The 12,627-nt window shown below is 66.6% G+C and carries 10 protein-coding genes; 7 read left to right on the top strand and 3 right to left on the bottom strand.

Annotated features, from left to right (window positions below; genetic code table 11):
* Positions 1–52: 52 nt before the first annotated feature.
* The gene (locus tag ACWPW1_RS06290; RefSeq protein WP_454252591.1) at positions 53–1,264 is read left to right on the top strand and encodes a YeeE/YedE family protein; all 1,212 of its coding nucleotides are present in this window, start codon (positions 53–55) and stop codon (positions 1,262–1,264) included.
* Positions 1,265–1,273: 9 nt separating this feature from the next.
* Here the strand turns inward: ACWPW1_RS06290 and ACWPW1_RS06285 are convergent, their stop codons facing one another.
* Both ACWPW1_RS06285 and ACWPW1_RS06280 read right to left on the bottom strand, forming a co-directional pair.
* Positions 1,274–2,545 (bottom strand): hypothetical protein, encoded by a 1,272-nt coding sequence (locus ACWPW1_RS06285; protein ID WP_434775989.1) that lies wholly within the window; start codon positions 2,543–2,545, stop codon positions 1,274–1,276.
* A gap of 37 nt (positions 2,546–2,582) precedes the next feature.
* Entirely contained in the window at positions 2,583–4,160 is a 1,578-nt protein-coding gene (locus ACWPW1_RS06280) for a hypothetical protein (RefSeq protein WP_454252590.1), read from the bottom strand.
* A gap of 558 nt (positions 4,161–4,718) precedes the next feature.
* Here ACWPW1_RS06280 and ACWPW1_RS06275 point away from each other — a divergent pair.
* The 5 genes from ACWPW1_RS06275 to ACWPW1_RS06255 all read left to right on the top strand — a co-directional run bounded on the left by ACWPW1_RS06275 (position 4,719) and on the right by ACWPW1_RS06255 (position 9,913).
* Positions 4,719–6,863 carry a polysaccharide biosynthesis tyrosine autokinase gene (locus ACWPW1_RS06275; protein WP_454252589.1) on the top strand — a complete coding sequence of 715 codons (2,145 nt, stop codon included), beginning with the start codon at positions 4,719–4,721 and terminating at the stop codon, positions 6,861–6,863.
* Positions 6,864–6,980: 117 nt separating this feature from the next.
* Entirely contained in the window at positions 6,981–8,207 is a 1,227-nt protein-coding gene (locus tag ACWPW1_RS06270) for a SpoIIE family protein phosphatase (RefSeq protein ID WP_434775986.1), read from the top strand.
* A gap of 4 nt (positions 8,208–8,211) precedes the next feature.
* A complete protein-coding gene (locus ACWPW1_RS06265) occupies positions 8,212–8,775 on the top strand; it encodes a SiaB family protein kinase (protein ID WP_059313950.1) in 564 nt (187 codons plus the stop codon).
* A 17-nt stretch (positions 8,776–8,792) separates the two neighbouring features.
* Entirely contained in the window at positions 8,793–9,182 is a 390-nt protein-coding gene (locus ACWPW1_RS06260) for a DUF1987 domain-containing protein (protein ID WP_059313949.1), read from the top strand.
* Positions 9,179–9,913 (top strand): GGDEF domain-containing protein, encoded by a 735-nt coding sequence (locus ACWPW1_RS06255; RefSeq protein ID WP_454252588.1) that lies wholly within the window; start codon positions 9,179–9,181, stop codon positions 9,911–9,913. The genes ACWPW1_RS06260 and ACWPW1_RS06255 overlap by 4 nt, the downstream gene beginning before the upstream one ends.
* Positions 9,914–10,013: 100 nt before the next feature.
* Here the strand turns inward: ACWPW1_RS06255 and ACWPW1_RS06250 are convergent, their stop codons facing one another.
* Complete coding sequence (locus ACWPW1_RS06250) at positions 10,014–11,648, bottom strand: glucan biosynthesis protein D (protein ID WP_454252587.1); 1,635 nt, start codon at positions 11,646–11,648, stop codon at positions 10,014–10,016.
* A 241-nt stretch (positions 11,649–11,889) separates the two neighbouring features.
* Here ACWPW1_RS06250 and ACWPW1_RS06245 point away from each other — a divergent pair, with 241 nt between their 5' ends.
* Complete coding sequence (locus ACWPW1_RS06245) at positions 11,890–12,273, top strand: glyoxalase superfamily protein (RefSeq protein WP_454252586.1); 384 nt, start codon at positions 11,890–11,892, stop codon at positions 12,271–12,273.
* The last annotated feature ends 354 nt before the right edge of the window (positions 12,274–12,627 follow it).

The following is a 12,627-nucleotide window of genomic DNA, read 5'->3' as shown; positions in this document are numbered from 1 at the left end:
GACAAGTCCTACTAGAATTGTCGGACTTTAGTTCGAACCTACTGGAACCATGATGCAGCAGACCTCCACGCTTTCCTCCCCGCGCCTGCCCTGGGCCGCTCGCTGGGCCGCGCTCCTGCTCGCCCTGGGCATGGTCTTCGTCGGCCAGGCCGCAGGTAGCCGTCAGGCCCTCTTGCTGCTGTTGGGCGGCGCGCTGGGCCTGACCCTCTATCACGCCGCCTTTGGCTTCACCTCGGCCTGGCGGGTTTTCATCCGTGACCGCCGCGGCGCCGGCCTGCGCGCCCAGATGGTGATGCTGGCCCTGGCCGTGCTGCTGTTCTTTCCCGCCCTGGGCGCTGGCAGCCTTTTCGGCGAGGCGGTCCGTGGCAACGTCTCGCCGTTGTCCACCTCGGTGGTGGTTGGCGCCTTCCTGTTCGGCATCGGCATGCAACTGGGCGGTGGCTGCGCCTCCGGCACCCTGTTCACCGCCGGCGGCGGCAATGCGCGGATGCTGGTGACCCTGCTGTTCTTCGTCATCGGTTCGCTCGTCGCCACCCAGCACCTGGGCTGGTGGTTCGCCTTGCCCAGCCTGCCGCCGACCTCCCTGGTGACCAGCCTGGGCGTGCTGCCCGGTATCCTGGTCAGCCTGGCGCTGTTCGCGTTGATCGCCTGGACCACGGTGGTGCTGGAGCGCCGTCGTCACGGCAGCCTGGAAGTCACGGTCCCCGGCGAACATCAGGGCGCGGCGCGCCTGTTGCGCGGCAGCTGGCCGCTGGTCTGGGGTGCCATCGCCCTGGCCGTGCTCAACTTCATCACCCTGGCCCTGGCTGGTCGCCCCTGGGGCGTCACCTCGGCTTTCGCGCTCTGGGGCGCCAAGGGCGCCGGGCTGCTCGGCCTGGACGTGTCCGGCTGGGCCTTCTGGCAGCAACCGGCGAATGCCCGGGCGCTGGCCGAGCCGTTCTGGTTCGACATCACCAGCGTGATGAACCTCGGCATCATGCTGGGTGCCCTGGCCGCCGCCGGCCTGGCCGGTCGCTTCGCCCCCAGCCTGCGCATTCCCGCGCGGTCGCTGATCGCGGCGGTGCTCGGCGGCCTGCTGCTGGGCTACGGTGCACGCCTGGCCTATGGCTGCAACATCGGCGCCTACTTCAGCGGCATCGCCTCGGGCAGCCTGCACGGCTGGCTGTGGCTGGTGGCGGCCTTCGCCGGCAACAGCCTGGGCGTGCGCCTGCGGCCCTTCTTCTTTCCCGGCGAGCGTCGCGTCGAGCGGCTGACCGGCTGCTAGAACGGACCGCTAGACCGGCAAGGGCTGGTGACCGGACGGCAGGGCCGCCGGTCGCTCCTGCAGGGTCACCCTCCCGACCTGGGGCGCGCCGTGATAGGTCTTGAGCGCCTGCATGACGAAGAGCAAGGCGGCGGTGCCCTGGTATTCGAACAGGCCCTGCAGCGGCCAGATGGTCATGAAGGCGAGGAACACCGCCAGGGTGAATTCCAGGTCCCGGCTCAGCTTGCGCGCGACCAGGTAATGGACCGCCAGGCCAATGGGAATGACCAGGACGGACAGGAAGCCGAATCGAAACACGGTGCCGAAGATGCCAACGTCGGAGAGGAAGAAGTAGTCGCCGAAGATCGGCTTGAAGCCGTCGTTCCACATCAGGCTCAGGCTGCCGCTGGGCAAGCCGTTGTACAGCTGCAGGTGGTTGATGATCTGGGAAATGGTGTTTTCCCGAACGTTGTCGGTTGGCCCTTCCTGCACCGAGCGCGCATAGAAATCCAGGTTGAAGCCGAGGGTTTCCAGGAGGTGCGGATAGAGGATCAGCGGCGCCACGATGATGGCGCCGAACAGCGCCGGTCCCACCAGCCGCGCGCGCAGGGCGAGGATGGTGAACACCAGGCAGACCACGATCAGCTGGCGGGTCTGCAGCACCACCACGATGGTCGCCAGAAAGAACAGCGCCAGCATGCCGTGACGCAGCTTGGGGCGCAGCTGGCCGTCGATGAAGGAGCGCCCGCGACCGGCGAAGTAGATGCAGATGAAATAGCCGAAGAAGATGGCCCCCGCGCCCGTGGACGCGCGCCCGGGGCGGCTGAGGTCCTTCACCTCGTCGCGCAGGTCGGGCAGCATCTTGAAGTAGGACAGCCAGCACAGCAGTGCCGAGAGCAGCCCGACCAGGATGATCAGGTTTTCGAACTGGGGGGCATTCAGGCGCTTGGCCAGATAGAGCACCAGAAAGGCGCTGAAGCAGTAGAGCACCCGTCGCTCCTCGATGAGGCCATAGACCAGCGGCTGGCCCCAGAACAGCTGGGCGAACAGCGCCGGCAGCCCGACGAACACCGCCGTGGAAAACAGGCAGAAGCCCATCAGCAGCTGATAGTCACGCTGCGGTCGCTGCCAGGTGCTCAGGGTGAAGAGCACGAAGAAACCCAGGCAGATCGCCAGGTACAACTCGCCCACGTAGCGGATGCCCACCGGATTGGTCGGGCTCTGTTCGAAGACGCCGAACTGCAGGACCATCAGGCCACCCAGGGCCAGAAAACTCAGTCGATTGATCAGCGTACCCGGCATTCCCGGTTTCCTCGCAGCGTGTTCATGGATAAGGCGTTCATTGCAGGCGCCAGTCACCCTCGACCTTGGCGTAGGTCAGCTGGCGGCCGTCCGCCAGACTCAGGCGGGCGCGGGTGTATTCAGGCAGGTCGACGCGGAAATCCCGGCCTTCCAGATAGAGCCCGCCACAGGCCCCCGACTCGCGGTGGTAGTCCAATGGCTGGCGCTGCAATTCGTGGATGCTGCGGTGGAACAGCAGGTTGGCGTAGCCGCGCACCGTCATGTCGGTGGAGATGAGGGTGCAGTCCAGCGCGACCTGGCCCTTCACCAGCCCCACCAGGGCCCGGTTCTGCTGGTCGATGACGCGCCAGCCGGCGTAGCCGGCGATATCCTGGCGATAGGTCTGGCCGTTCTGCAGCGCGGCTGCCACCAGCAAGACGGCAAGCAGGGCGCGCCCGGGGGTTTTCAGGGCGATGAAGGCCAGGCCGAGCACCAGCGCGGCGGGAAAGATGAACTTGAGACGGTCGAAGGAAAACTGGGTGGCGTGCTGCAGCAGCAGCAGGTTTTCCAGCAGCGGCAGGCTGGCGGCGGCCAGCAGCAGAGCCGTGCTGCGCGGCCAGTTCAGCGTCCGCCGTTTCCATACCAGCACGCCTAGGGCGATGGCCACTGCCGCCAGGAACAGCCCGAACGACAGCCCATAACCGGCGAAGAAGTCGGTCAAATGGGCATTGTTCGGGCTGCGGGCGAGAAAGCGCCGGGCAAAGGCCTTGAGCGTCGGCAGGAGGCCCGCCGCCAGGCTGTAGTGCAGCAGCACCAGCAGGCCGGCCAGCGCCGTGGCGAAGGCCAGCCGCCAGGCCATCCGCCGTCCTTCCGGCCATTGCCGACGTTGCAGCCAGAACAGCGCGACCAGGCCGCCGCCGAAGACGTAGCCGGTCCATTCGGTCAGGGCGCCGAAACAGACCAGCCCGGCCAGTACCCAGCCAAGACGGGCACGCTGGCCCACCGGTGCCTGGAGGTAGTGGAAGAAGGTCAGCAGGCTGGCCAGCAGCAGCACCTGGTAGAAGCTCTGCACCCAGTAGAGCAGACCCTGGGAGAGCAGTGCCTCGCGACTGAACACGGCGATCAGGCAGCCCAGCACCGCGGTGCCGGCGGCCAGGGCGCGACTGGCGCCCTGGCTGCGCAAGACCAGGTACAGCAAGCGGAACAGCAGCAGCGCCGTCAGGGCGCCAAGGGCGGCGTTGAACAGCGCCAGGTTGTGCAGTGAAGGCGGCAGGCCGGCGACCTTGAGCCCCAGATAGGGGGCGAGAAAACCGTAGCTGCTGAAGCTGGTGTAGACGTAGTCGCCACTGTGGGTCGGGATGGTGGCGCCCCAGGACACCTGCTGGTCATGGCTGCCGCCCAGGGTGATGGTGGGCAGCCACCAGTGGCGGGCCACGCCGGATTCATCCAGGGCGTTGAGACTGAGCAGCACGTGGTAGCTGGCTTCGAGATTCTGCGCTCCGGTACCGTCGCGGAAATCCGGCAGGCGCCAGAGCAGCGCAGCCAGCAGCAACAGGCCAACCGCCAGACCGCCCAGCCAGAACGGCCATCGTCCGACCCGGACCCCGGAATGGGTAACGCCAGATGCCACACTCATTGTCCTGTCTCCTGACAGCCATGCAGTCGAGAACGCCGTCCAGGGCAGTGAAGAACCAGGCGCTACCCTCCGCAGGCCTGGTACAACCGGTACAGGACCGCGCGTGGGCATGAGGCCACACAGGCGGGTAACCGGGCTTCAACCGCTGACTACATTCAAGAAGCCGTCAGGAACACGGCGTCACCCGGGGGCGACGCCGCTTAACGCAAAGACTGGCTCGACGGCCCCACTGGAGGGACGAGGAACAGGGCCTGCCACGGTGCGTCGTCGGCAGGCATGACAGGTCGCAAAGAAGACTGCCTTAGCACCTTGACGCTGCCAAGCCGGCATCCGGCGAGTTCTGCACGGGGTGTCACATTTTTGGCTTTTGCTTTCGCTTAGAGTCGACGCAGCACTCCAGCCGACAAGGCGCGGATCCTTGATCCAGCGCCTGGCGTTCCCAGCTGTGCCCAGCCTGGTGTGAAAATCTCGACCCCGGTTCGCCGACCGCCGTCTCCCCCGGACAGGCATCGGCCGCGACGGCTGTCCTCACCGTACCTGCCCAAGGCCCGCTCCTGCATGGACAAGTCGCATCAGGCTCTACCCCCTGCTCCTCACGCCGCGGACATCGGTTTCGCGCGCTACTGCGCCGCGCTCTGGCGCCATCGCCGCGGCCTGCTCGCCTGCGTGGTCCTCTGCACCCTGCTGGGCGTGGCCTACGCCCAGTTAGCCGCCCCGCGCTACCAGGCGGTGGCGACCCTGCAGATCGAATACCAGCGTGGCATCGTGCGCCTGGACGACGCGGACAACGGCCGGCCCATGCCACCGCCGGAAGCCATCACCGAGATGCAGTTGCTCACCTCGCGGCGCGTGGTTGGCGAGGTGGTGGATGCCCTGGGCCTCGACCTCAGCGTCACCCCGCGGCGGGTGCCGCTGCTCGGCGACTGGCTGGCGCGCCGCCACGAACGGGCCAGCGCGGCGATAGCCACCGCGCCGTTCGGCCTCCATCGGTTCGGCTGGGGCGGAGAGCAGCTCACGATCGCCAGTCTCACGGTACCCGCTGCCCTCTATGGCCAGCCGCTCACCCTCACCGCCGAGGCACCCGATCGCTTCGTGCTGGCCGATGCCAAGGGGAATCGCCTGCTGGAGGGTCGCCTGGGGCAGCCCGCCAGTGCGGGTGAGTTGCGGCTGGACATCGCCCAGCTGCACGCCTATCCAGGCACCGAATTCATCCTGGTCAAGCAGCGCCGCGGCGTGGCCATCCAGGCGCTGCAGGAGCGACTCAGGGTCAGCGAGCGCGGCAAGCGCTCGGGCATCCTCTCGATCCAGTTGCAGGATACCGATGCCCTGCGGGCCCAGCGCATCCTGCAGGGCATCACCGAGGCCTATGTGCGCCAGGACGTGACCCGCAATGCCGACGAGTCCACCCAGCAGCTGGCCTTCCTGCGCCAGGAGCTGCCACGGGTGAACCAGCGCCTGAGTGCCGGTCGCCAGGCCCTGGACAGCTACCAGCGGCAACGGGGCTCCATCGCCATCGGTGCGGAGGGACGCAGCCTGCTGAGCCAGGCGGTGGAGCTCGACGGCCAGCTATCGGCCCTGGAAATGGAGCGCCTGGGCCTGGCCCTGCGCTTCACCCCCACCCACCCCCTGTACCAGACCCTGCTGGCGCGGCGCCAGGTATTGAATCGCCAGCGTCAGGTCCTGCAGCGGCGCCTGGGCCAATTGCCGCAGACCCAGCAGGAGGTGCTGCGCCTGCAACGCGAGGTGGAGGCGGCAGACAAGGTCTATGCGCTGATCAGCAGGCGCATCCAGGAGTTGTCGGTGGTGCGAGCCGGCACGGTGAGCGATGTGCGCATCATCGACCACGCCTATACCCAGATTGCGCCGGTCTACCCGAAGAAACCCCTGCTGATCCTCAGCGCCCTGCTCTTCGGCTGCCTGGCCGGCGGTGCCTGGGTCTATCTGCGCGCCAGCCTGGAGCGTGGCATCGAGGACGCTGGAAGCCTGGAAGAACTCGGCCTGCCGGTGCTGGCGCAACTGCCCCTGGCGCCAGGTCGCCAGGCCGGTGGATCGCTGCAGACGCCGCTCGACGCCGGCTATCAGGAGGCACTGCGGATCCTGCGTACCAGCCTGGCCTTCGCCCGTACCGAGGCGCGCAATGACCTGCTGCTGGTCACCAGCGCCAGCCCGGGCGCCGGCAAGTCCTCGGTGGCCGTGCAGCTGGCCCGGGTTTTGGCGGAAGGCGGGATGCGGGTGCTGCTGGTGGACGCCGACCTGCGTCGCGGGCGCCTGCACCGTCGCCTGCAACTGACGCGCCGCCCGGGCCTTGCCGAGGTGCTGGCCGGCCTGGCGACGCCCGAGCAGGCGATCCAGCCCACGGTATTCGCCGGCCTGGATTGCCTGGTGGGGGGCATCCGGCCACCCAATCCAGCCGAACTGCTGATGAGTTCACGCTGTACCGAGCTACTGCGTGGGCTGCAGCAGGACTACGAACTGGTGATCCTCGATACCCCACCGGTGCTAGCGGTGACCGATGCGGTACTGCTCGCCGCCCAGGCCGGCACCTGCCTGCTGGTGTCGCGCCATGGCTGCAACACCGCCAAGGAAATCGAGGCGACCCAGCGCCAATTCGCCCACAGCGGCCTGGTCCTGCAAGGCGCGGTGCTCAATGCCGTCCCGCCCCAACCGTTCGCCCGCGGCTCCCTGGGGCTGCTGGTGAGTTGAAGCGCCAGCGCCCAAGGCCAGGTGCAGCGCCATGCTGGCGCCTGGCTATCCCCTGTCATCAAAGCTCAATACGGAGCCCCTAGGCTGCATCGACCTCCCGAGAACGGATTCTTATCGATGTCGTCCGCTCCCCTGCCTTCCTCCCGCGCGGCCTTCCGCCCCTGTCAGCGCAGCGCCCTGGATCTCTGTACGCAATGGCCGGCGGTCGAGGCCGAGCACACCAATGCCAGGGTCATGGACCTGTTCAACGAGCGGCGCGAGATCACCAGCCTCGCGGTGATCGAGAACGACCGGCCGATCGGGCTCATCAACCGCGACATCTTCCTCTCGCAGATGAGCAAGCCGTATCACCGGGAAGTCTACGATCGCAAGAGCTGCATCGCCTTCATGGACAAGGAACCCCTGGTGGTGGACGCCGGCCTGTCCATCGAGGAGCTGACCCGCCGCACCGTCGAGGTGGGCGAGAAGGCGCTGGCCGATGGCTTCATCGTCACCCGTGAAGGCCGCTTCGTCGGCCTCGGCCTGGGCGTGCAGCTGATGCGCATCGTCGCGGATCTGCAGGCCGAGAAGAATCGCCAAATCATGCACAGCATCGAATATGCCAGCGTCATCCAGCGTGCCATGCTGCGCAGTTCTCGCGAGACCCTGGCGGTGATGGCCCAGGACGCCACCCTGGTCTGGCAGCCGCGCGACGTGGTCGGCGGCGACTTCTATCACTTCGCCCAATACGAAGACGGCTGGTTCGGCGCCATCGCCGACTGCACCGGCCATGGGGTGCCCGGCGCCTTCATGACCATGATCGCCTCGTCCTCCCTGACCCAGGCCCTGCAACAACTGGGGCCGCGTGATCCTTCCGCCCTGCTGGCGGCGATTAACGTGAGTGTCAAGGCGATGCTGGGGCAATCCGGGGGCATCTCCGAATCCAACGACGGCCTTGACCTGGCCTGCTTTTGGGTGGATCGCCACGGCCACGGCCTGACCTATGCGGGCGCCCGCCTGCCGCTCCATCTCCTGGCGCCGGACGCCGCAGAGGTCTTGACCCTGGTCCCCCTGCGCCTGGGCTTGGGGTATGCCGACAGCCCGCTGGAGCAGTGCTGGCCAGCCACCACCCTGCCGCTGCCACCGGGAAGCCTGCTGTTCGCCACCACCGATGGCCTGCTCGACCAGATCGGCGGCCCGCGACGCACCTCCTTCGGCAAGAAACGCGCCCTGAATCGGCTGACCGACTTGCGCACGGCACCGACCGCGGTGTTCTGCCAGCAACTCGCCGACGATCTCGCCGCCTGGCAAGGCGACGAGCAGCGCCGCGACGACCTCACCTTCTTCTGCATCCGCGTGGACTGACGTCATGCTGACCTCCCTAGCCGAGAACGGGGCCTTCCTGGAGATCGCCCAGCAGCAACAGGTGATCTTCTATCACCACGGTTACTTCTCCCATGGCATCGTCGCCGCCATGGCCGAGGTGGTGAAACTGCAACTGGAATTCGAGGGCATCAGCGGCGCCACCCGGCGCAAGCTGTTTTCCTCCTTCATCGAACTGTCACAGAACGTCCTGCACTATTCCGCCGATGCCCTGCCCCCGGACACGCTCGCGGATGCCAAGCTGGGCCAGGGTTCGGTCTGTATCACCCGCCAGGACGGCAACTACCAGATGCTCTGCGCCAATCCCATCGTCAGCGACAAGGTCCAGGCCCTGCGCGCACGCCTCGAACCCCTGTGCAGCATGTCGATCGAGCAGATCAAGCAGGCCTACCGCGAGTCCCTGCGCGCCGAGACCCCCACCGACAGCAAGGGCGCCGGCCTGGGCTTCCTGACCATGGCGCGCGATGCCAGCGCGCCACTGGAGTTCGCCTTCCATCCGTCCACGCGGAATCCGGGCACCGCCCTGTTCTGCCTGAAAGCCATCATCTGACCAGGGCCTACTCTCGTATGGACAATCTGTTCATCGCCCCCACGCCCACGTCGCCCGAGGTGGATTTCCGCTTCGCCGAAGACGTGCTTTGGCTCAAGGGTGAATCCTTTCCGGAAAACGCCGCCGCCTTCTATCTGCCGGTGATCGAGCAGCTACGCGCCTATCTCGACCAGCGGCAGGAGGCCACGCTGCTGGTGCATGTCGCCCTCGCCTACTTCAACAGTTCCAGCACCAAGATGCTGTTCACCCTGTTCGACGCCCTGGACCAGGCGGCCCAGGCCGGCAACCGGGTGGAGCTGCACTGGTACTACGATGCCGAAGACGAGACCATCCAGGAGTTCGGCGAAGAGTTGCGGCTGGACTTCCAGGCCCTGGCGTTCGTCGAGCATCCCGAGCTGCCGGCATGACCGCCAGCGTCCGGCGCTATAGCCCGGCCGATCCAGGCCCCGACCTGTTCGAGCAGGAGGCCGGGGTGCTGCAGGCCGCACGCGCGCTCTATACGGCCGATGACGCCGACGCCGAACGCTACCGAGCCGCGCTGGGCGACCTGACCCTGCACTTCGAGCGGCTGATGCGCGAGACACGCCGGCTGATCGCGCGCAGCGATCGCGCCGAGCGCGAGATGAATGCCCTCAACCAGCAGTTGCAGACCCTCACCCAGCAGCTGGAGTACCGCGCCACCCACGATGCCCTGACCGGGGTGCTCAATCGCGGCGCGGTCATCGACCAGGCCGGCCAGGCCCTGCGCCAGGGTGGCGGCGCCATGATCGTGCTGGACATCGATCACTTCAAACGCATCAACGACGAATTCGGCCATCCGGTCGGAGACCGGGTCATCCAGGCCATCGCCCGCTGTCTGCAGGAGATCGTCCAGGCGCCGGCCATCGTCGGCCGGGTAGGTGGCGAGGAATTCACCGTCTTGCTGCCAACCATGGCGCGGGACGACGCCCTGGCCATGACCGAGCGCCTGCGCCTGCGCATCGCCCAGGACACGACAGGGCCGGCGCCGGTGACCGCCAGCTTCGGCCTCAGCCTGAATGCGCCGGGCACCGAGTTCGAGATCGCCTACAGCCTGGCCGATGCGGCGCTCTATCAGGCCAAGCGCGGCGGGCGCAACCAGGTGATGCTGGCCGACTAGCGGTGTCCAGCGCAGGCGATCACCACCTGCCTGGCCTTTCACGGGACGAAAAAAAGCCGCTGCGCCTGGCGAGGCACAGCGGCTTTTTCAGGTCAGCCGCTTAGGACTGCTTCCAGTCCGGATAGCGGCGCTGGTCGGCCGTCGGCGGGAAGTACTGGAACAGCCAGGTTTCGCTCAGGGCGCGGTCCTGGGTCCGGATGAAGGCGCGGATCTGCACCGGGTCGGCCTTGTCGCTGGTGGGGTACCAGTCGAAGATCACCCGGTAGCCGCCAATCTCGTCGATCTTGAGCACATGGAAATCCTGCACCTTGCCGTCTGTGACGGTCACCACCGGCTCGATGCCGGTGCCCTCGGGCAGGAAGGACAGGCCGCCGCCATTGAAGTCGATGGCGAAGCGCCGTGCCCAGACCTTGGGCCAATGCTCACCGGGCGCCCAGCCTTCGGGGAAGCCGCCGATCCCGGAACGGGTCGCGTAGACCCGTGCCAGCGGCGTGCTCACCGGTGGCAACGCGCTCCAGTGCAGCTTGTAGCCATAGTGTAGCGATTTGCCGGCGGTGATGGTCTCGGCCGGGGCCCAGAAGGCCACGATGTTGTCCAGGGTCTCGCCGGTGGTGGGGATCTCCAGCAACTGGATGGCGCCCTCGCCCCAGGCGGAGGTGGGCTCGACCCACAGGCTCGGCCGGCGGTCGTAGCGGACCATGACGTCCTGGTAGCTTTCGAACTCGTGATCGGTCTGCACCAGGCCGAAGCCCTTGGGACTGTCGTCCTTGAAGGCGTTGAATTGCAGCTTGGGCGGGTTGTTCAGCGGGCGGCAGATCCACTCGCCATTGCCCTTCCACATGGCCAGGCGGTCGGAGTCGTGGATTTGCGGATGGTAGGTGTTGCAGCTCTGGCGCTCGTGGGTGCCACAGCTGAACATGCTGGTCATGGGCGCGATGCCCAGTTGCTTGATGTCGCGACGGGCGTTGACGTTGGCGTCCACGTCCATCACCACCCGGTCGTTCAGGCAGTCGATGTCGAAGCGATAGGCACCGGTGGCGCTGGGCGAATCCAGCAGCGCATAGACCACGAAGCGCGTGCTGTTCTTGTTCGGGGTGACGAACCAGAACTTGGTGAAATCCGGGAATTCCTCGGGCCGATCGGCGTAGGTATCGATGGCCAGGCCACGGGCCGAAAGGCCGTACTGGCGGGTCTTGTCCACGGCGCGGAAGTAGCTGGCGCCCAGGAAGGAGACGATGTCGTACTGGGCCAGGTGCGGCGCCTTGAACAGCTTGAAGCCGGCAAAGCCCAGGTCGCCCTTGAGCTGGCTCTTGTCGACACCGCTGTCGTTGTAGTTGAACAGCTCGGGGCGGAAGTGGACTTCCTTGGCCTCGTTGGTCTTGGGGTCCACCGAATACATGTGCACGGGTGTCTTGAAACCCATGCCGACATGGAAGAACTGCACGTCCAGCTGGCCCTTGAGGTCGTGCCAGAGCGAATGCTGGGCATCGTAGCCAATGGCATTGAACTGCTGGGGCGTCATGTTCGCCAGGGTGTCGGGCAGCTTCTGGGCGGTAGGCTGGTAGGCCTTGCCGGCCAGCTCCTTGGCATGCTGCTTGAGCCAGTCGAAATCGAAGGCCTGGCCGTCGCCATTGGCCGGATTGGCAAAGGCCTGGAGGGCGAACAGCCCAGTGGAAGGAATGCCGGTGTAGGCCGCCAGGGCCAGGGACGCTTTGAGCAGGTGTCGACGCTGCATGGATCAACCTTGGTCACTAAGGATGAAAAGATTCGGCCCAGCCGAACCGCCAGAGAGAAAAAGAATGCACGATACCCGGATAGGTTCGCCATCGCACCGGTGAACTGCAGCCTAGCGCACGCTCTGGCCTGCCAGAGGGGTTACCAAAGCTTTCCGGATCACAGTTCGGGTTGCCGGGCAGCCTCAAAGGTGCGCCCTGGCGCTCACCCCACCGCGCTTTCTGCGCCTGTCGAGTACCGCCATGTCTGTCGATACCGTCGCCTTCGGGCAACCCAGCCCCATCCTGCGCATCTTCGATGACGAAAAGGCGCGTGAATTCTATTGCAGCTTCCTGGGCTTCCGCCTGGTCTGGGAGCATCGCTTCGAGCCGGGATTGCCGCTCTACGCCGAGGTCGAGCGCGCCGGTCTGCGCCTGCATCTTTCCGGCCATCATGGCGACGCCTGTCCCGGCTCGACGGTCTTCGTACGGCTGACCGGCATCCGCGCTCTGCAGACCGAGCTGCTGGCCAAGGATTACGGCTTCGCCCGCCCGAGCATCGAGGAACTGCCCTGGGGCCTGGTGATGGAGATCGCCGATCCCTTTGGCAACAGGTTGAGGTTTTGCGAGGACGAGGTGGCGGGTTAGCCCCCGGCGCGGGCCCGCTTTGTTGGGCTTCGACGGTGGAGCTGTCTCAACCCAACCTACAGGACCAAGCCCCTGCCGCCCTGCCCCCTCTCCCTCGGGGAGAGGGCTGGGGTGAGGGATAGGCACCGCCCGACGCCGCCATGTTGGGCTTCGACGGTGGAGCTGTCTCAACCCAACCTACGGGAGACCCTGGATGGACTTGGCTATCAGGGCAGGCACACTTCGTGGAAAACGCTACGCGGTTTTCCACCCTACGCCGGCGTCACGCCCCCCTGCCGCTCCGCTCCCTCTCCCTCGGGGAGAGGGTTGGGGTGAGGGAAAGGCACCGCCCGCGGTCACCGTCTCATTCGTAGG

Source organism: Pseudomonas sp. Marseille-Q7302 (assembly GCF_965111925.1).
The sequence above is the reverse complement of the archived record's forward strand: the minus strand, read 5'-3'. Positions and strand labels throughout refer to the sequence as shown.

Coding starts and splice junctions, on each gene's coding strand:
- ACWPW1_RS06290 (WP_454252591.1), top strand. CDS start 53: ATGCAGCAGACCTCCACGCTTTCCTCCCCGCGCCTGCCCTGGGCCGCT.
- ACWPW1_RS06265 (WP_059313950.1), top strand. CDS start 8,212: ATGCTGACCTCCCTAGCCGAGAACGGGGCCTTCCTGGAGATCGCCCAG.
- ACWPW1_RS06250 (WP_454252587.1), bottom strand. CDS start 11,648: ATGCAGCGTCGACACCTGCTCAAAGCGTCCCTGGCCCTGGCGGCCTAC.
- ACWPW1_RS06270 (WP_434775986.1), top strand. CDS start 6,981: ATGTCGTCCGCTCCCCTGCCTTCCTCCCGCGCGGCCTTCCGCCCCTGT.
- ACWPW1_RS06255 (WP_454252588.1), top strand. CDS start 9,179: ATGACCGCCAGCGTCCGGCGCTATAGCCCGGCCGATCCAGGCCCCGAC.
- ACWPW1_RS06280 (WP_454252590.1), bottom strand. CDS start 4,160: ATGAGTGTGGCATCTGGCGTTACCCATTCCGGGGTCCGGGTCGGACGA.
- ACWPW1_RS06275 (WP_454252589.1), top strand. CDS start 4,719: ATGGACAAGTCGCATCAGGCTCTACCCCCTGCTCCTCACGCCGCGGAC.
- ACWPW1_RS06260 (WP_059313949.1), top strand. CDS start 8,793: ATGGACAATCTGTTCATCGCCCCCACGCCCACGTCGCCCGAGGTGGAT.
- ACWPW1_RS06285 (WP_434775989.1), bottom strand. CDS start 2,545: ATGCCGGGTACGCTGATCAATCGACTGAGTTTTCTGGCCCTGGGTGGC.
- ACWPW1_RS06245 (WP_454252586.1), top strand. CDS start 11,890: ATGTCTGTCGATACCGTCGCCTTCGGGCAACCCAGCCCCATCCTGCGC.